The sequence below is a fragment of the Pseudomonas sp. 2725 genome (assembly GCF_050434585.1).
Lineage (GTDB): Bacteria > Pseudomonadota > Gammaproteobacteria > Pseudomonadales > Pseudomonadaceae > Aquipseudomonas > Aquipseudomonas jessenii.
Genome location: NZ_JBNDIV010000005.1, coordinates 381,001 through 398,012 on the forward strand (window position 1 = coordinate 381,001; position 17,012 = coordinate 398,012).

The following is a 17,012-nucleotide window of genomic DNA, read 5'->3' on the forward strand; positions in this document are numbered from 1 at the left end:
CCCCGGCGTAACATCTGCTCCATACCAACCCATAAGCACCTCCGGAGCACACCACCATGAAACGCCAAACCCTCCTCAGCATCGCTTTCTCGGTTTTCGCAGTTAACGCTTTTGCCGCAAACCCTGCTCAACCTGTGGTCGCTGAAGGCGGCTCGGATCGTCTGATTGAAAGCCGTGTGGCCGAGGGTGGTTCGGATCGTTTGATCGAGAATCGTGTGGCTGAAGGTGGTTCGGATCGCCTGCTGGAAAAACGTGTTGCCGAAGGCGGTTCCGACCGTCTGATCGAAAGCCGCGCTGTCTGAATGCAGTGCTTTACCACAAGACTCAACGAAAAGCCCGGCCTCAACAGCCTGATGCTGCTCAATCAAGCGAGAATGATCCACTCACTGTAGGAGCGAGCTTGCTCGCGATGGAATCAAGAACGCCGCGTTTAGCCTGTAAACACGCGGCATCGTTAACGACCATCGCGAGCAAGCTCGCTCCTGCAGGGGATCGTTCTCATTTAACTGAACAGCATCAGGCTTCAACAGCCGGGCTTTTTCGTGCGGGTTATCAATTCGTTTGTAGGTCATGCACTTTCGCGGATCGCGAGAGGCCAATCTTGATGCCGACCAGTATGGGTGCGGCAAAGACGAACAGCAGGGCCACGGCGAAGAATGCCGTATCGAAGGCAATCACCGTGGCCTGACCTGACACCGCTTTGCCCAGCAGGCTCGTGGCTGCCCGGTCAGCAGCCACCTGATCCATGCCCTTCCCTGCCAGCATCGCGCTTGTGGTAATCAGCCGTTCGATGAGCGCGTGCCCTCCCGGGGTGACGTTGGCGCCAAGGACCATGCCATTGCTGACAACCTGATGGTCAATCAAGGTCTGCAGCCCGGCGACGCCCATCAAGCCTCCCAACTGGCGCCCTGTGTTGAACAGGCCGATGCCGCTGGCCAGGTTGCGGCTGTTGAGGTGGCTGAAAGCAATCAGCGTGATCGACAGAAACAGGAAACCAAGGCCCAGGCCGCGCAACAGGATGGCCGCCATCATGTCGTCGGTGCCGCTTTCGCTGTTGGAGCCGGACAGCATCCACATCGCCCCCATGATCAGCAGGATACCCAACGGCACGGTCGCCACCGGCGGCACGCGACGCACGCTGAACAGATAGGCGGCGATGAGCAGCGAACCGACAAAAAAACCGCCACTGGGCAACAGGAGCAGGCCGGCATCGGTCGGCGTGAACGCGAGTACCGACAGGGCGAACGCCGGGATCAGGTAGGCGCTGCCGAACAGGGCGGCACCGGCGACGAAACTGACGATAAAGGCAAAGGTGAAATCGCTTGTTTTGAACAGGCTGAAATCGAGCAGCCCCTGGCCGTTGGCCAACACCTGTTGACCGAGAAAGGCCAGCAGCGCGGCGGTACCGATCACCGTCAGCACCAGGATGCGCGGTTCCTCGAACCAGTCCCAGCGGCTGCCCTGGCTGAGCACGTAGGTGAAACAGAACAGCGCGGCACCGATCAGTGCACAGCCGAGCCAGTCAAACGAAGGTTGCCGGCCCCTGGCGGGCATGGGGTGGTCGGCGATGAGCAAGAGGCCGGTCGCCGCCAGGGCCAGCGGCACCACGCTGAAGAAGATCCAGGTCCAGGACTGGCTGTCGATCAACCACCCTTGCAGGGCTGGCGCGAGGGTCGCCGACGCGACCACCGCCGCCATGGCGAACAGGGCTTGCAGGATCGGCTGAAGCGCGCGCGGATAGCCGCGAAAGATGATCGCCTGGCCCGCCACCAGCAAAGCACCTCCCGCGAAGCCTTGCAGGATGCGTAATGCGATCAGCAGTTCCAGCCAGGCGGTAACGGCAGCCACGCAGCACGCCAGGCCCATGACCAGTGTGGCGCCGATGATCACGTTGCGCGCAGAAAATCGCTGCATCAGCCAAGGGGCGAGCATGAACCCGATCAGCTTGAGCGCGATGTAGCCGACATCCAGCCAGGCGAACTCGTCGGGCGTGGCATAGGTGTCGCCGATGATGTCGCCGCGACCGAGGGCCAGCACGGTGCTGGCGATCGCTTCCGTCAACGTCGCCAACACGATGCCCACCATGAGCAGGACGCCGTTCGTTGTCCTGGCGCTGCTCGGCGTGGCGCAGGCAACGCGGCTCATGAGCCGGCCCCTTGTGCAACTTCCACCCGCGCGGACAGGCCCGGCACGATGCGCCCCGGCAGGGGGTTTTCAGCCAGGCGGATCTTCACCGGAACGCGCTGCACGACACGCACAAAGTTCCCGGTGGCGTTGTCGGGCGGCAGCAGGCTGAACGCCGAGCCACTGCCCGGTGCAAAGCTGTCGACCACGCCATCGAGTGCCGCATCGGGGTAGCCATCGACCGTGACGCGCACGTGCTGGCCGGGGCGAATCTGTTCGAGCTGGGTTTCCTTGAAGTTCGCCACGACCCACACATCGTTGACCGGCACGATATCGAGCAGGGAAACGCCCGGTGTGACGAAACGACCGAGGCGAACCTGACGGTTACCGACCACGCCATCCACAGGTGCGTGTACCGCGGTGTGCTCGAGATCGATCCGGGCGAGATCACGTGCGGCCTCTGCCTGGCTCACAGCGGCCACGGCAGCCTCGCGCTCGGCTACAAACACCGTGATGCGCTGCTGTTGCGCCTCGACCGTTGCCGAAGCGGCCGAAACCGAGGCCGCGGCTCTGGATTGCGCGGTGCCGGTTTCATCGACCAGGGCCTGGCTCACCGCATTGCTGACGATCAGTTTGCGGCTGCGGTCGTGGGTCTTGGCCGCCAGGCTCATGTCGGCGGAGGCTGAACGCCTTTGCGCTTCGGCCTGCCTGATCAGCGCATGCTGGAGCTGGATCTGTGCGTCGACATGGGTCAGGCGCGCCTGGGCGGCGCTGACATTGGCCTCGGCTTGCGCAAGTTTGGCACGGTAGTCGCGGTCATCGATTCGAAACAGCACATCACCGGCACGCACGGCCTGGTTGTCCCGGACCTCGACCGCCGTGACATAGCCGGCGACCTTGGCGGCCAGCGAGGTGACGTCCCCGCGGACATACGCGTTGTCGGTCGAGGTCACGCCACTTGAAAACGCCATGGCTCCCCAAACCGCCACGACCATTACAGCCGCGACGCACAGCAACAGGCCGATGGTCTTGCGCTTGCTTCGCCGCACCACGACCACGGGCGTGCCGCTACTTGCGCTGGTGGCAATGGCGGCCTTGTCCAGGAGCGAGTTCATTTTTTCATTTCCTGTAAAGTGCCAAGAACTGACTCAGCCACTGGGCGACAGGGTCTGCCGCCCGGCGGTCGAGCCTTCATGAGCGCGTGATCGGCTCACTGTTTGATAGGCGTTACGAGCACCTTTTCCTCGGTGTCGAGGACGAACACCGCCAACAGGCGTGCAGGTTGGGTGTCACTGGCGTTGGCGCTGACCAGGTGCACGGAGCCCGGTTCCTCTACGAAGTTTTCGCCGACGTTGTAGATCTTTTCCGGCTCGCCTTTGACTTTGATGCGAAACGAACCCTCCAGCACCGTTGCATAGATGAAGGCCGTTTTCGGATGGGTGTGGGCCGGCGACGCGGCACCCGGCCCATACTCGACGACCACGCCCCTCATGCTCTTGCCAGGGATGTTGGGAATGGGACGGTCGAACACCACCGTCACCTTGCCGGGAGGCGGCTCGGCGGCTGATGCGGCGCTGATCGAGAGCGCTGCGAAGACAGCGGCCATTAGCAAACGGGTAACCATGGGATTTCTCCTGGATTCGTAGGGTAATGTGCGGGTGCGATTCGTTACTGCGCTGTCGACCGGGCCAGCCAGTCGTCGAAGCGGATCGCCCCCAGGCGTGCGTTCTTGCCGGTGACCAGCGATTGATCGTCGAGCACGGCGCCGAAGTAACGGGCATGTACATCCGGCACGACCTTGCGGTTGTCCTGGGTCGCCCGCAGATAACGCCTGGCCAGTTCGTCGATCGGCATGGTTTCCGGGCCGCCGACTTCAACGGTGCCATTGACCGGTGCTGCCAGCACGACATCGGCCAGCGCCGCTACCACGTCGTCGGACGCTATCGGCTGGATCAGCGCCGGCGAAGCATGAATTTCCTCGCCAACGGCGAACGACTGGACAATGCCGCCGGCAAACTCGGAGAACTGCGTGGCACGTAGAATGGTGTAAGGAACGCTGGATGCCTTGATAAGGGCTTCCTGCGCGACCTTGGCCCGGAAATAGCCGGTATCGGGAAGCCGTTCGCTGCCGACAATCGACAAGGCTACGTGATGACGAACCCCGGCAGCGGCTTCGGCGGCCAGCAGGTTACGGCTCGACGTTTCAAAGAAATCGAGAACGGCCTGGTCTTCCCACGACGGCGCGTTCGCCACGTCGACCACCACATCAGCACCATCCATCGCTTCGGCCAGGCCTTCGCGGGTGATGCTGTTCACGCCCGTGCTGGGGCTGGCGGCGAGCGCATCATGGCCGCGCTCGCGCAGGGTGTTCACAAGTTTCGATCCGATGAGGCCGGAGCCTCCGATGACGACGATCTTCATGACTTTTCTCCACTTGTCGACTGCAACCATTGCGTCGGTGTAGAAAGAGTGCCTGCGCGCACCAGGCAAGTCCTTGCGCCGGGCTTGGGTTTGCCTTGGCGAGTGCTTGGATTTATGTCCAAAGCCATTGACGTTCGTCCAGCCGCCCTTGCCGCAGACGGTGCAGCGGGTGTCGAGCTGCCGTATCATCTGCCTCAGTTACCAACCGCCAGCCGCCTGGGACACGGAGTTGAGGGCGCTTCGCCAGGGGATGCTCAATTTGCCATTCACGTTTGAAGACTACGTACTCGATCAGGAGCGCCGGGAGCTGACCCTGCGCGGGCAAATCGTGGCCGTCGGACCGCAGGTTTTCGATCTGTTGCTCCTGTTCGTCAACAATCCCGACCGCGTCGTCAGCAAGGACGAGTTGCTCAAGGCGGTGTGGGGCGACCGGATCGTTTCGGAATCGACGATCACCAGCCACATCAATGCGGTGCGCAAGGCCATTGGTGATACCGGTGAGGAGCAGCGCCTGGTGCGCACCGTCCCCCGCAAGGGCTACCGCTTCGTTGGTCGGATCAACGGCGACTTGAGCGGGCAAACACCACAGCCTGACATCGACGAACGCGCAAGCGCTGCCCCGAAACAAATCCTCTCCCCTACGCTCGTCCTGCCGGACAAACCCTCGATCACCGTCCTGCCCTTCCAGAACCTGAGCGGCGATCCGGAGCAGGAGTATTTCGCCGATGGCGTCGTGGAGGACATCATCGCCGCCCTGTCGCGTATCCGCTGGCTGTTCGTCATTGCGCGCAATTCGAGCTTCACCTACAAGGGCCAGGTCGTGGACGCCCAGGGCGTCGGCCAGGAACTGGGCGTGCGCTATGTGCTCGAAGGCAGCGTGCGCAAGTGCGGGAACAGGCTGCGCATTACCGGGCAACTGATCGACGCGACAAGCGGGACGCATATCTGGGCGGAGCGCTTCGAAGGCCTGCTCGACGACCTCTTCGAGCTGCAGGACCAAATCACCGAAAGCGTCGTCGGTGCCATCGCGCCGCAACTGGAGCGGGCAGAAATCGAACGCGCCAAGCGCAAGCCGACGGAAAGCCTGGACGCCTACGACTACTACCTGCGGGCCATGGCAAAACTGCACAGCGGCAGCCGGGAAGCCATCGAGCAGGCGCTGCCGATGTTCTACCAGGCCATCGAACTCGATGCGGAATTCGCTTCGGCCTATGGCATGGCCGCCTGGTGCCACTTCTGGCGCAAGCTCAATGGCTGGATGAGCGATCGACCCGCAGAAATCGCCGAGGGCATACGCCTGGCACGTCTGGCGGTGACCCTCGGCCGCGACGATGCCGTCGCGTTGACCCGGGGCGGACATGCGCTTGCTCATCTCGCCGGCGAAGTCGACGGCGGCATTGCGCTGCTCGACAGGGCGCGCCTGCTCAATCCCAACCTCGCCCCCGCCTGGTTTCTGGGCGGTATCCTGCGGGCACTGCACGGTGAAACAGACGCCGCCATCGAGCATTTGAACCATGCCGTTCGCTTGAGTCCGCTGGATCCGGAAATGTTCAGGATGCAGGTGGGGATGGCGCTCGCGCATTTCTTCGCCGGGCACTTCGATGCCGCTGCGCAGTGGGCGGAAAAGGCCCTGGGTAACCTGCCCAGTCTGCTGGTCGCGGCGGCGCTGGTGGCGGCCAGTGATGCGCTCGGCGGTCGAATGGAAAAAGCGGATCTGGCGATGCAGCGTCTGCAAAAGCTGGATCCCTCTTTGCGTCTGTGCACCCTCAAGGACTGGCTGCCCATTCAACGGCCTGAGGATTTCGCCCGTTTCGTCGATGGACTGCGCCTGGCGGGATTGCCAGAGTGAAGGTGACTAACCTGTAGGAGCGAGCTTGCTCGCGATGGTCGTCAACGATGACGCGGGTTTTCTGATTAGTCGCGGTGTCTTCAAATCCATCGCGAGCAAGCTCGCTCCTACAATTGCAACGGTAGGCTAAGCTTTGAGCAACTCGTTGCTCATGATGCTCGGTTCTGCAGGTTTGGGTTTTTCTGGAGAGCGTCTGCAACAGCTATCCCAGACTGTCCCAAACCTTTCACGCAGGATTGCCGTGATGACAGAGCCCCTCCTCAGCTTTGATGCACTCAAGCGCGCCGCGGCTGCCGGCGAAATCGATACCGTACTGGTCTGCATGGTCGACATGCAGGGACGCCTGGTCGGCAAGCGATTCCAGGTCGAGTTTTTCATCGACAGCGGCCACGAAGAAACCCACTGCTGCAACTATCTGCTGGCCGATGACATCGACATGGAGCCGGTGCCGGGTTACGCCGCGGCCAGTTGGAGCAAGGGTTACGGCGATTTCGTGCTCAAGCCCGACATGTCCACCCTGCGGCGCGTGCCCTGGCTTGAGTGCACGGCGCTGGTGCTGTGCGACGTGCTCGATCATCACCATCGCCAGGACCTGCCCCACAGCCCAAGGGCCATTCTGAAAAAACAGGTCGAGCGCCTGCGCGAGCGTGGCTACACCGGCATGTTTGCCTCGGAGCTCGAGTTCTATCTGTTCGATGAGAGTTACGAGGCGATCCACAAGCGCAACTATCACAAACCGAAAACCGCCGGCCATTACATCGAGGACTACAACATCCTCCAGACCACCCGCGAAGAGCCGGTGCTGCGGGCGATTCGCAAGCACTTGCAGGCCTCGGGCATTCCCGTGGAAAACTCCAAGGGGGAATGGGGCCCGGGGCAGGAAGAGATCAACATTCGCTACGCCGATGCCCTGACCATGGCCGACCACCACGTCATCATCAAGCACGCCTGCAAAGAGATCGCGCAATTGCAGGGCAAGGCGATCACCTTCATGGCCAAGTGGCGCTACGACGCTGCCGGCTCCAGCAGTCACATCCATAATTCGTTGTGGGACAAGAACGCCAAGAAGTCGCTGTTCTTCGACGCGAAAGCCGAGTTCGGCATGTCGAAACTGATGCGCTCCTGGGTCGCCGGCCAGCTCAAGTACGCCAACGACATCACCTGTTTTCTCGCGCCCTACATCAACTCCTACAAGCGCTTCCAGGCTGGCACTTTTGCGCCGACGCGGGCGGTCTGGAGCCGCGACAATCGCACCGCCGGCTTTCGCCTGTGCGCCGAAGGCAGCAAGGCCATCCGCATCGAATGCCGCATCGGTGGCGCCGACCTCAACCCCTATCTGGCCTTCGCCGCATTGATCGCGGCGGGCCTGGCCGGTATCGACGAGAAGCTCGACCTCGCACCGCCGTTCGAAGGTGACGCCTACCTGGACGAGCATTTGCCGGAAGTGTCCAAGACCCTGCGCGAAGCGAGCGCCGCACTCAAGGCCTCCGGCATGTTGCGCAAGGCGTTCGGCGACGAGGTGGTCGACCATTACGTGCACACCGCCGAGTGGGAGCAGAAAGAGTACGACCGGCGAATCACCGACTGGGAATTGCAGCGCGGCTTCGAGCGCTATTGAGAACATCATGACTGCGAAGGTTCAATTGATCTCCCCGGTCGATGGCCGGGTGTACGCCGAACGCGAGGTGGCCGATGCGGCGCAGATCGAGCAGGCGCTGACGGCCGCTGCCAGCGCACAGGCGGCATGGCAACGCCGCTCACTGAGCGAACGCGCGGCGTTTTGCACTGCCGCGGTGGACGCAATGCTGTCGATGCAGGCCGACATCGTGCCGGAGCTGGCCTGGCAAATGGGCCGCCCGGTGCGTTATGGCGCCGGCGAACTGCGCGGTTTCGCCGAACGTGCCCGGCACATGATCGCTATCGCACCGAAAGTCCTTGATCGGGTAGAGCCCGAGCCTGTCGCGGGATTTCGCCGCTATATCAAACGCGAGCCGCTGGGCACGGTGCTGGTGGTCGCTCCGTGGAATTACCCCTATCTGACGGCGGTGAACACCATTATCCCGGCGCTGATGGCCGGCAACAGCGTGATCCTCAAGCATGCTTCGCAAACGCTGCTGGTGGGCGAGCGCTTCGCCGAGGCCATGCGTCGCGCAAAACTGCCCGAGGGGTTGTTCCAGAATCTGCTGCTCGACCATGTGTCGACCGGGGCGATCATTGCTTGCGGGCGCGTGCAACAAGTGAACTTCACCGGTTCCGTGGAGGCTGGAAAAGTCATGGAAAGCGCCGCCAGCGGACAATTTCTCGGTATGGGCCTGGAGCTCGGCGGAAAAGACCCGGCCTATGTCCGGGCAGACGCGAACCTTGAACAGGCGGTGGAAAATCTGGTGGACGGCAGTTTCTTCAATTCCGGGCAGAGTTGCTGCGCCGTGGAACGCATCTACGTCGACCAGAAAATCTACCCGGTGTTTGTCGAGCGCTTCGCCGAACTGACCCGCCAGTACGTGCTGGGCAACCCACTGGATGAAGCCACCACCCTCGGTCCGCTGGTGACACCGGGCGCCGCATTCTTCGTTCGCGGCCAGATTGCCGATGCGCTGGCCCAGGGCGCCAAAGCGCTGATCGATCCGAAGTCCTTTCCCGCCGACGTGCCGGGCAGCGCCTACCTGGCACCGCAAGTGCTGGTGGACGTGAACCATCAAATGTCGGTCATGCGCGACGAAAGCTTTGGCCCGGTGGTCGGCATCATGCCGGTGGCCAGCGATGAAGAAGCCATCGCCTTGATGAATGACAGTGAGTTCGGGCTCAGCGCTTCCATCTGGACCCGGGATCTCGCAGCGGCCGAACGCCTGGGCAACGAGATCGCCACCGGCACGGTGTTCATGAACCGCTGCGATTACCTGGACCCGGCACTGGCCTGGACCGGCGTGAAGAACAGCGGTCGCGGCGTCACCCTGTCGCCACTGGGTTACGAGCACCTGACCCGGGCCAAATCCTTTCATCTGCGTCACGAGGTGTAGACCATGAACCTGACAGGAAACTGGAACTACCCCACGAGCGTTCGTTTCGGTGTCGGGCGCATCGCCGAACTGGCCGAGGTCTGTCGCAGCCAGGGTATCCAGCGACCTTTACTTGTGACCGACAGCGGCCTGGCGCGCGCACCGATCACCACGGCGGCACTGGACGCATTGCGCGCCGCCGGTCTTGGCGTGGCGCTGTTTTGTGACCTCAAGCCCAATCCGGTGGAAGCCAACCTGGCTGGCGGGCTCGATGCCTGGCGTGCCGGCCAGCACGATGGCGTGATCGCGTTCGGCGGCGGCAGTGGCCTGGACATGGGCAAGCTCATTGCCTTCATGAGCGGCCAGACCCGTCCGGTCTGGGACTTCGAAGACATCGGCGACTACTGGACCCGCGCCGACGACAGCCGCATCGCCCCGGTCATTGCCGTGCCGACCACGGCGGGAACCGGTTCCGAAGTCGGCCGTGCGGCGGTGATCATCGACGAGCGCACCCACACCAAACGCATCATCTTCCACCCGAAAATGATGCCACGCGTGGTGATCAGCGATCCGGCCCTCACCGTCGGCATGCCCGCCAAAATCACCGCAGGCACCGGCATGGACGCGCTGTCCCATTGCCTGGAAGCGTACTGCGCCCCCGGCTTTCACCCCCTGGCCGATGGCATTGCCGTGGAAGGCATGCGCCTGGTGGCCAACTCACTGGTGAAGGCGGTACACACGCCGTCGGACCTTGAGGCCCGCGCACAAATGCTCGCGGCGGCGGCCATGGGCGCCACGGCATTCCAGAAAGGCCTGGGCGGGATGCATGCGCTCTCCCATCCGGTGGGTGCGTTGTACGACACCCATCACGGCATGACCAATGCCACCTTCATGCCCTATGTCCTGCACTTCAATCGCTCGGCCATCGAGGAGCGCATCACCCGCCTGGCGGCGTACCTGCGCCTGCCCTCCCCGGGGTTCGACAGTTTCCTGGCCTTCGTCCTCAAGCTGCGCAAGGACATCGGCGTGCCCCATACCCTGGTTGAACTGGGCGTGGATGACCGGCAGGCCGACCTGATCGCCGACATGGCGATTGTCGACCCTTCCGCTGGCGGCAACCCGCTGCCATTGACCCGGGACGGCGTGGCAAAGATTTTCGACGCGGCACTTCACGGCCGTCTGTAGGAGCGAGCCTGCTCGCGATGGACTTGAGGATGACGCGAGGGGTCAGGCTCCCCGCGTCATCGTTGACGTTCATCGCGAGCAAGCTCGCTCCTACAGAAAACCAAGGTCGAGCCTACGGCGGCTTAGTTCGGCCTGTCCAAAACCTGAAAAGGGGCACACATCATGAACCCAGCAAGCCAGCCGGGCACCGAAACGCACGACGATGACGTCAAGGTGCTGCACAGCATGGGCTATGCCCAGCAACTCTCACGACGAATGGGGGTTTTCTCCAACTTCGCCATTTCCTTTTCGATCATCTGCATCCTCTCGGGTGGCATCAACTCCCTGGCCCAGGGCACCTCGGGCGCGGGCGGGGCATCCATCGGGATCGGCTGGCCAATCGGTTGCCTGATCTCCGGGGTATTCGCCATGGCCATGGCGCAGATTTCCTCGGCCTACCCCACCGCTGGCGGCCTGTACCACTGGGGCTCGATCCTCGGTAACCGCTTCACCGGATGGCTGACCGCGTGGTTCAACCTGCTGGGGCTGGTCACGGTGCTGGGCGCGATCAACGTCGGTACCTATTACTTCTTTTTCGGTGCCTTCGGGCCGGCACTGGGCATGGAAGACACGACCACGGTCAGGGTGATTTTCCTGGCAATCCTCACCGGCCTGCAGGCCTTGTGCAACCACTTGGGGATCGGCCTGACCGCCAAGCTCACTGACTTCTCAGGTTACCTGATCTTCGCCACGGCGCTGGCCCTGACCATCGTCTGCCTGATATCGGCACCCAGCTATGAATTCGCACGGCTGTGGACCTTCGGCAACTATTCCGGCGAAGCGGGTGGCAGCGTCTGGCCGCAGGTCTCCAACGGCTGGGTGTTCATGCTCGGGCTGCTGTTGCCGATCTACACCATCACCGGCTATGACGCCTCTGCGCATACCTCCGAGGAAACCCGCAACGCGGCCATGTCGGTGCCGCGCGGCATGGTCATGTCGGTGGTCTGGTCGTTGCTGTTCGGCTGGCTGATGCTCAGCGCGTTCGTGCTGATGCTGCCGAACATGGACGAGGCGGCCAAGCAAGGCTGGAACGTGTTTTTCTGGGCCATGAACACCCAGGTCGACCCGACCTTGAAACTGGTGCTTTTCGTGGCGATCTTCATTTCGCAGGTGCTCTGCGGGCTGGCCACCGTCACCTCGGTTTCACGGATGATCTTCGCGTTCTCCCGGGACGGAGGCCTGCCCTGCTCAAAAGCGCTGTCCTCGGTCTCATCGACCCATCGCAGCCCGGTGGCAGCGATCTGGACCGGTGCCACCCTAGCGGTGTTGTTCGTCTGGGGATCGTCGGTGATCTCGATCGGGACAACGCCGGTCTATACCATCGTGGTGTCCTGCACGGTGATCTTCCTGTTCTTCTCCTTCGCCATTCCCATCGCGCTCGGCCTGTTTACCTTTGGGACGTCGAAGTGGCCGACCATGGGGCCGTGGAACATGGGGCGTTTCTGGTACTCGGTGTTCGCCATCCTCTCGATCCTGGCGATGATCATCATTTTCGTCATCGGCATCCAGCCACCGAACGATTGGGCGCTGTACATCACCATCGGTTTCCTGATCCTGACGGCCATCGTCTGGTTCGGTTTTGAAGCCCGGCGCTTCCAGGGGCCGCCGGTGGGCGACATGATAGTCAAGCGCCAGGCTGAAATTGCCGCGGCGGAGGCGGCGTTGGACAGGAAATAGGCGCGTGCTGATTAACCTGTGGGAGCGAGCTTGCTCGCGATGGCGGCGTGTCAGGCGCCATTGATGTTGGATGTGCCGGCCTAATCGCGAGCAAGCTCGCTCCCACAAGGTTGTTTGGCGTTTCCGGGCTTTTTTGCAGGCTGATGATCTATCCTGTGCCTCCCCGATTCCGCCCCGGAGACACCTGTGCCCGCCCTCACCGCCCGCGAGGTTTACCAGCCGTTGCGCGATGCCGCTCAAGGCATCTGCACCTTCAAGCGAGTCGACGACGCCTGCGAGCCTGACCATGTACAGGTCGACATCGACGGCTGGCGCCTGACGCTCGACGTCGACGCCGGTCACCTGCGCCACTGCCTGCACGGCCAAAGCCCCGATGGCCGAGAATATGTGTTCGACAACGGGCAGCGCTTCGGCACCGACCCGGTGAGTTTGCTCAGCACCTGGGAGCTGGCGCAGATTGAACGGCTGCTGGCCTGAATCTTTCGCAACCTGTCGTTCCCTGGCCGCACTTGTGATACACAAGCCGGAGTGATTTTCGCGTCCAAGGAGGTTCTGCCCATGCCCCGTTCCCTGCACCTGCCGCACTGGCTGGCCTGCGCCCTGCTCGGCTTGCTCGCTGGCAGCGCCCAAGCCGGCACGACACCCCCGGCGCCAGATGCCTTGCAGCCTTTGTTGGCGACGATGAATGAGCGGTTGAACATCAGCGAACTGGTGGCGCTGACCAAGTGGGACAGCGGCAAACCGGTCCAGGACAACACCCGGGAAGCGCAAGTCATCGCCAACGCCAGGAAGCAGGCGGCCGAACGCCAGCTTGACCCCGACGATGTCGCCGACCTGATCGCCGCCCAGATTGAAGCCAGCAAACTGGTGCAATACGGCCGGCTCGCACAATGGCAAGCGGCGCACAAGGCACCGGACACGCCACGGCCAGACCTGGGCAACGACATCCGGCCCAAGCTCGACAACCTGCAGAACCTGCTGCTCACGCAGTACGCCGCGTTCCTGCCCTACCGCAACGACCCGAACTGCCCGCAATGGCTGGCCACCGAACGTTCCGCGCTGATCAAGGATTATTTGCATGGCCAGGCGATGATTCGTGCGACCGGGGAGCTGTGTATTGCAGGGCGATAACGTCAAATGAGCCACATTGAAACCCTCGCCAAAATCCTGCTCGGCCCGTTGTTGCTGGCGCAGGGCCTGTATACGCGGCGGGTGACGCCCAAGTTGCCGGAGGCCGAAGGTGACCGCCAGGGCGAGGCCGGCAGCGGTGACGTGCTGCGCTTGTTGATTGTCGGCGACAGCGCCGCAGCGGGGGTAGGTGCGGCGACTCAAGGTGAAGCCCTCAGTGGTCGGCTGGTCGCGCGCCTGGCCGATAATTACCAGTTGTCGTGGAAACTCTGGGCGCACTCGGGGCTGGATTCACAAGGGTTGCTGGAGCTGCTCGAACAGCACGCCCCCGAGCCGTTCGATGTGGCGCTGTTGTCGATTGGCGTCAACGATGTCACCAGCTCTCTCACCCTGGATCAGTGGCTCGCTCGGCAACGGCGCTTGATGGCGCTGCTGTGCGATAAATACGCGGTGAGGCAGATCGTGGTGTCGCCGCTTCCGCCGATGCATTTGTTCCCCGCACTGCCCCAGCCGCTGCGCTGGTTTCTGGGTTTCAGGGCGCGGCGGTTCAATGCACATCTTGCGGATCTGGCCGCACGCCTGGATCAATGTACGATGCTGACCACCCCGCTGGCGCCCGAACCAGGCTTGATGGCCAGCGATGGTTTTCATCCGGGGCCGCTGCTTTATCGGCAATGGGCTGACGATGCCGCCAGAGTGATCGACCAACGCTTTCGCACCACAACAATAAAAACAGGAGTTGAAGATGTCTGAGCTGAAACTGAACCCCAATGTCGCAGCGTCCCTGAAGCAGTGGCACGCGATGCTCGACAACCGCGACTTGAGCGGTTTGCCCGAAATGCTCGATCCGCAGGCGGTGTTCCGTTCGCCGATGGCGCACACGCCGTATCCGGGAGCGCCGGTGGTGTCGATGATCCTCAATACGGTCATGGACGTGTTCGAGGATTTTGCCTATCACCGTGAGCTGACGACCGCGGATGGCTTGAGCGTGATTCTCGAATTCAGCGCCAGAGTCGGCGAGAAAGAGCTGAAGGGCATCGACATGATCCGCTTCAACGAACAGGGCAAGATTGTCGAGTTTGAAGTGATGGTGCGGCCGCTCAGTGGCTTGCAGGCGCTGGGTGAGGAAATGGGGCGGCGGTTGGGGGCTTACCTGAAGGCCACAAAAGCCTGACATCCTGATCCCCCCTGTAGGAGCGAGCTTGCTCGCGATGGGCGTTAACAAAAACGCGTACTTGCTGGCTCAACGCGGCGCTCTTGAGTCCATCGCGAGCAAGCTCGCTCCTACAGGTACAGGTTTTGTGTAAAACCGGAAGTCATCACACCATCGGCTGGTGACTGGTCACGCAGTGAATGCCGCCACCGCCCGCGGAGATCGCGTCGATGTCGAGTTGCACCACCTTGCGCTGCGGGTAGAGTTCGGACAGCAGGTCGAAGGCCTTGGCATCGGCTTCTTCGTCGCCGAATTGCGGAGCGATGATCGCGCCGTTGATCACGAAGTAGTTGATGTAGCCCGCGGCGAAGTCCGGGTTGTCGTTGCTGAACCGGCTGTTGCGCGGGTTGAGCGGCGGCGACACGGTATGCACCTGCAACTTGCGGCCATTGGCATCCGTGGCGTTTTCCAGGATCTGCAGATGGGCGCGAGTGACCTTGTAGTCGTAGGACTCGGGGTCGTTGTCGAGGTTGGCGATGACCACGCCGGGCTTGACGAAGCGCGCATAGAAATCGACGTGGGCGTCGGTGATGTCCTTGCCCTTGATGCCCGGTAGCCAGATGATTTTGCGCAGCCCCAGGCGCTCTTTCAGTTCTGCCTCGACCTCGGCCTTACTCCAGTCAGGATTGCGGTTGCGGTTGATCCAGCTGCTTTCGGTCATGATCCCGGTGCCGTGGCCATCCACTTCGATGCCACCGCCCTCGCCCACCAGTTCGCTTTGCTGGTAATCCGCCTTGGCGTTTTCGGCGACCAGGGTAGCCAGTTGCGCATCGTCTGCGTGCTGCTGTTTGTTGCCCCAGCCGTTGAAGTTGAAGTCCACGGCGCCGAGGTCGCCGTTGCCATCGACGACAAAATTGGCGCCGATGTCGCGCATCCAGATGTCATCCAGTTCGGTGATCACGAAGGTGGTGTTGTGGCTGCCGCATTTGGCTTCGGCCAGGCGCCGTTCGCTCTGGCGACAGAACACGGTGACCGGCTCGTATTGGGCAATGCTGCGGGCGATCCGGCCAAGGGCGTCTTGCACGTGGGGCGTGAAGTCCTCCCAGATCGCGGCCTGTGCCCCGAAGGCGATGAAGGCCCGCTGGTGTTTGTCCCCTTCATCGGGCATGTACCAATTGCCTTTGCCGGCCGCTCGCGCGGGCATGGACCCAAGGCCCAATCCCATGGACGCCACCGTGCCCATTGCGGCTGCGACCGATACCTGCTTGATGAATGTTCGACGTGTCGGCATGTGTTTTCCTGAAATCGAGGTTTGGCCGACCCTCGGGCCGGCCGGTGATCATTTGACTGTAGCGGTCTTGAACTTGGTCCAGGTGCGCATGCGTGCCCGCATGTCGGCCTGGGGAATGTCCTTGCCGGGAATCAGCCGCGCGTAGGTGGCATCATCGAGGTAGATGTCCGGGTTGTTGCGCATCGCGGCATCGACATCCGGTCGTGCCTTGGCGTTGGAGGTCGGGTAGCCGGTGAAGTTGCTGATGGCTGCCATGTTCTGCGGGCGCATCACGAAGTTGATGAACGCGTAGGCGTACTCCGGATGCCGGGCGTCGACGGGAATGGCCATGGTGTCCATCCACACCGTGGTGCCTTCGCGGGGGATGCGGTAGTGGAAGGCGGTTTTCTTGCCGGCACTATCAGACGTGCGTTGCGCCTGGGTCATGTCGCCGCTGTAGCCGAGGGACATGCACAGGTTGCCGTTGACCAGGTCGGTCACCGGTTGCGACTGGAACTTGCGAATGTACGGCCGCAGTTTCATCAGCAAGTCACTGGCCGCCGCCAGGTCCGCCGGTTTGGCGCTCCGCGGGTCGCGGCCCAGGTAATTGAGCACCACGGCCAGCACTTCGTCCGGCGAGTCGATCATCGAGATGCCGCAGTCGGCGAATTTCGCCGCCAGTTCCGGTTTGAACAGCATGTCCAGGCTGTCGACCGGCGCATCCGGCGCACGCTGGGCGATCTGCCCGGCGTTGTAGGTCAGGCCGATGGTACCCCAGGTGTACGGGACCGTGGCCTGGCGCGACTGCTCATAGTGCGAGCGCAATTTCTGCAACCCCGGCTCGACGTCGTTCAGAGCAGTAAGTTTTGACTGATCCAGGGGCTGCAAACTGCCGGCGCGCATCAGGCGTTCGGCCACGGTGTCACCGGGGAAGATCAGGTCGTAGCCGCTGCCGCCAGCGAGCATTTTCGCTTCCAGGGTTTCACTGCCGTCCATCACGTCGTAGATCACTTTGATCCCGGTTTCGGCGGTGAACTTGCTCAAGGTGTCCTCGGCGAAATAGTCGGCCCAGTTGTACAGCCGCAGGGTTTTCTCCTCGGCGTGCAACGCAGGCACCGCACAGCTCAGCGCCAGCCCCATGGCCAGGCACAGCTTGTTGATCGTGTTCAT

At 62.4% G+C, this 17,012-nt stretch carries 15 protein-coding genes and 1 pseudogene; 10 read left to right on the forward strand and 6 right to left on the reverse strand.

The window, feature by feature from the left end; genetic code table 11:
* Positions 1–56: 56 nt before the first annotated feature.
* Positions 57–293 (forward strand): annotated as a pseudogene (locus ABIE16_RS16585) (hypothetical protein); the annotation flags it as partial.
* Between the two features lie 259 nt (positions 294–552).
* Here ABIE16_RS16585 and ABIE16_RS16590 read toward each other — a convergent pair.
* The 4 genes from ABIE16_RS16590 to ABIE16_RS16605 all read right to left on the reverse strand — a co-directional run bounded on the left by ABIE16_RS16590 (position 553) and on the right by ABIE16_RS16605 (position 4,545).
* Entirely contained in the window at positions 553–2,145 is a 1,593-nt protein-coding gene (locus ABIE16_RS16590) for a DHA2 family efflux MFS transporter permease subunit (protein WP_429521580.1), read from the reverse strand.
* A complete protein-coding gene (locus ABIE16_RS16595) occupies positions 2,142–3,239 on the reverse strand; it encodes an HlyD family secretion protein (RefSeq protein ID WP_429521581.1) in 1,098 nt (365 codons plus the stop codon). The genes ABIE16_RS16590 and ABIE16_RS16595 overlap by 4 nt, the downstream gene beginning before the upstream one ends.
* A 95-nt stretch (positions 3,240–3,334) precedes the next feature.
* The gene (locus ABIE16_RS16600) at positions 3,335–3,748 is read right to left on the reverse strand and encodes a cupin domain-containing protein (RefSeq protein WP_429521582.1); all 414 of its coding nucleotides are present in this window, start codon (positions 3,746–3,748) and stop codon (positions 3,335–3,337) included.
* 44 nt (positions 3,749–3,792) lie between these two features.
* Positions 3,793–4,545 carry an SDR family oxidoreductase gene (locus ABIE16_RS16605; RefSeq protein WP_429521583.1) on the reverse strand — a complete coding sequence of 251 codons (753 nt, stop codon included), beginning with the start codon at positions 4,543–4,545 and terminating at the stop codon, positions 3,793–3,795.
* Positions 4,546–4,804: 259 nt separating this feature from the next.
* On the opposite strand from ABIE16_RS16605, the gene ABIE16_RS16610 reads away from it, so the two are divergent.
* From ABIE16_RS16610 to ABIE16_RS16650, 9 genes are all read left to right on the forward strand, one after another.
* Positions 4,805–6,394 carry a winged helix-turn-helix domain-containing tetratricopeptide repeat protein gene (locus ABIE16_RS16610; RefSeq protein ID WP_429521584.1) on the forward strand — a complete coding sequence of 530 codons (1,590 nt, stop codon included), beginning with the start codon at positions 4,805–4,807 and terminating at the stop codon, positions 6,392–6,394.
* 244 nt (positions 6,395–6,638) lie between these two features.
* Positions 6,639–8,012, forward strand: coding sequence for a glutamine synthetase family protein (locus ABIE16_RS16615; RefSeq protein ID WP_429521585.1), 1,374 nt, complete (start codon positions 6,639–6,641; stop codon positions 8,010–8,012).
* A 7-nt stretch (positions 8,013–8,019) separates the two neighbouring features.
* A complete protein-coding gene (locus tag ABIE16_RS16620) occupies positions 8,020–9,411 on the forward strand; it encodes an aldehyde dehydrogenase family protein (RefSeq protein WP_429521586.1) in 1,392 nt (463 codons plus the stop codon).
* A gap of 3 nt (positions 9,412–9,414) precedes the next feature.
* Entirely contained in the window at positions 9,415–10,575 is a 1,161-nt protein-coding gene (locus ABIE16_RS16625) for an iron-containing alcohol dehydrogenase (protein ID WP_090456528.1), read from the forward strand.
* Between the two features lie 162 nt (positions 10,576–10,737).
* The gene (locus tag ABIE16_RS16630; protein WP_223503343.1) at positions 10,738–12,291 is read left to right on the forward strand and encodes an amino acid permease; all 1,554 of its coding nucleotides are present in this window, start codon (positions 10,738–10,740) and stop codon (positions 12,289–12,291) included.
* 186 nt (positions 12,292–12,477) lie between these two features.
* Positions 12,478–12,768, forward strand: a complete 291-nt coding sequence (locus ABIE16_RS16635) for a DUF7693 family protein (protein WP_057714224.1) — start codon at positions 12,478–12,480, stop codon at positions 12,766–12,768.
* Positions 12,769–12,849: 81 nt separating this feature from the next.
* On the forward strand, positions 12,850–13,422 hold the full coding sequence (locus ABIE16_RS16640) for a chorismate mutase (RefSeq protein ID WP_429521587.1): 573 nt from the start codon (positions 12,850–12,852) through the stop codon (positions 13,420–13,422).
* 6 nt (positions 13,423–13,428) lie between these two features.
* Positions 13,429–14,172, forward strand: a complete 744-nt coding sequence (locus tag ABIE16_RS16645; protein WP_429521588.1) for an SGNH/GDSL hydrolase family protein — start codon at positions 13,429–13,431, stop codon at positions 14,170–14,172.
* The gene (locus ABIE16_RS16650) at positions 14,165–14,593 is read left to right on the forward strand and encodes a nuclear transport factor 2 family protein (protein WP_429521589.1); all 429 of its coding nucleotides are present in this window, start codon (positions 14,165–14,167) and stop codon (positions 14,591–14,593) included. Before ABIE16_RS16645 ends, ABIE16_RS16650 begins: the two co-directional genes overlap by 8 nt.
* Positions 14,594–14,738: 145 nt before the next feature.
* Here ABIE16_RS16650 and ABIE16_RS16655 read toward each other — a convergent pair whose 3' ends face one another.
* Together ABIE16_RS16655 and ABIE16_RS16660 are read right to left on the reverse strand one after the other, a co-directional pair.
* Entirely contained in the window at positions 14,739–15,863 is a 1,125-nt protein-coding gene (locus ABIE16_RS16655; protein ID WP_429521590.1) for an agmatine deiminase family protein, read from the reverse strand.
* Positions 15,864–15,911: 48 nt separating this feature from the next.
* Positions 15,912–17,012 carry an extracellular solute-binding protein gene (locus ABIE16_RS16660; protein WP_223503335.1) on the reverse strand — a complete coding sequence of 367 codons (1,101 nt, stop codon included), beginning with the start codon at positions 17,010–17,012 and terminating at the stop codon, positions 15,912–15,914.

What these genes read in the sequence shown, in the direction of transcription:
- ABIE16_RS16590 (WP_429521580.1), bottom strand. Translation starts at nt 2,145, where the DNA reads ATGAGCCGCGTTGCCTGCGCCACGCCGAGCAGCGCCAGGACAACGAAC.
- ABIE16_RS16595 (WP_429521581.1), bottom strand. Translation starts at nt 3,239, where the DNA reads ATGAACTCGCTCCTGGACAAGGCCGCCATTGCCACCAGCGCAAGTAGC.
- ABIE16_RS16600 (WP_429521582.1), bottom strand. Translation starts at nt 3,748, where the DNA reads ATGGTTACCCGTTTGCTAATGGCCGCTGTCTTCGCAGCGCTCTCGATC.
- ABIE16_RS16605 (WP_429521583.1), bottom strand. Translation starts at nt 4,545, where the DNA reads ATGAAGATCGTCGTCATCGGAGGCTCCGGCCTCATCGGATCGAAACTT.
- ABIE16_RS16615 (WP_429521585.1), top strand. Translation starts at nt 6,639, where the DNA reads ATGACAGAGCCCCTCCTCAGCTTTGATGCACTCAAGCGCGCCGCGGCT.
- ABIE16_RS16620 (WP_429521586.1), top strand. Translation starts at nt 8,020, where the DNA reads ATGACTGCGAAGGTTCAATTGATCTCCCCGGTCGATGGCCGGGTGTAC.
- ABIE16_RS16625 (WP_090456528.1), top strand. Translation starts at nt 9,415, where the DNA reads ATGAACCTGACAGGAAACTGGAACTACCCCACGAGCGTTCGTTTCGGT.
- ABIE16_RS16630 (WP_223503343.1), top strand. Translation starts at nt 10,738, where the DNA reads ATGAACCCAGCAAGCCAGCCGGGCACCGAAACGCACGACGATGACGTC.
- ABIE16_RS16640 (WP_429521587.1), top strand. Translation starts at nt 12,850, where the DNA reads ATGCCCCGTTCCCTGCACCTGCCGCACTGGCTGGCCTGCGCCCTGCTC.
- ABIE16_RS16645 (WP_429521588.1), top strand. Translation starts at nt 13,429, where the DNA reads ATGAGCCACATTGAAACCCTCGCCAAAATCCTGCTCGGCCCGTTGTTG.
- ABIE16_RS16650 (WP_429521589.1), top strand. Translation starts at nt 14,165, where the DNA reads ATGTCTGAGCTGAAACTGAACCCCAATGTCGCAGCGTCCCTGAAGCAG.
- ABIE16_RS16655 (WP_429521590.1), bottom strand. Translation starts at nt 15,863, where the DNA reads ATGCCGACACGTCGAACATTCATCAAGCAGGTATCGGTCGCAGCCGCA.
- ABIE16_RS16660 (WP_223503335.1), bottom strand. Translation starts at nt 17,012, where the DNA reads ATGAACACGATCAACAAGCTGTGCCTGGCCATGGGGCTGGCGCTGAGC.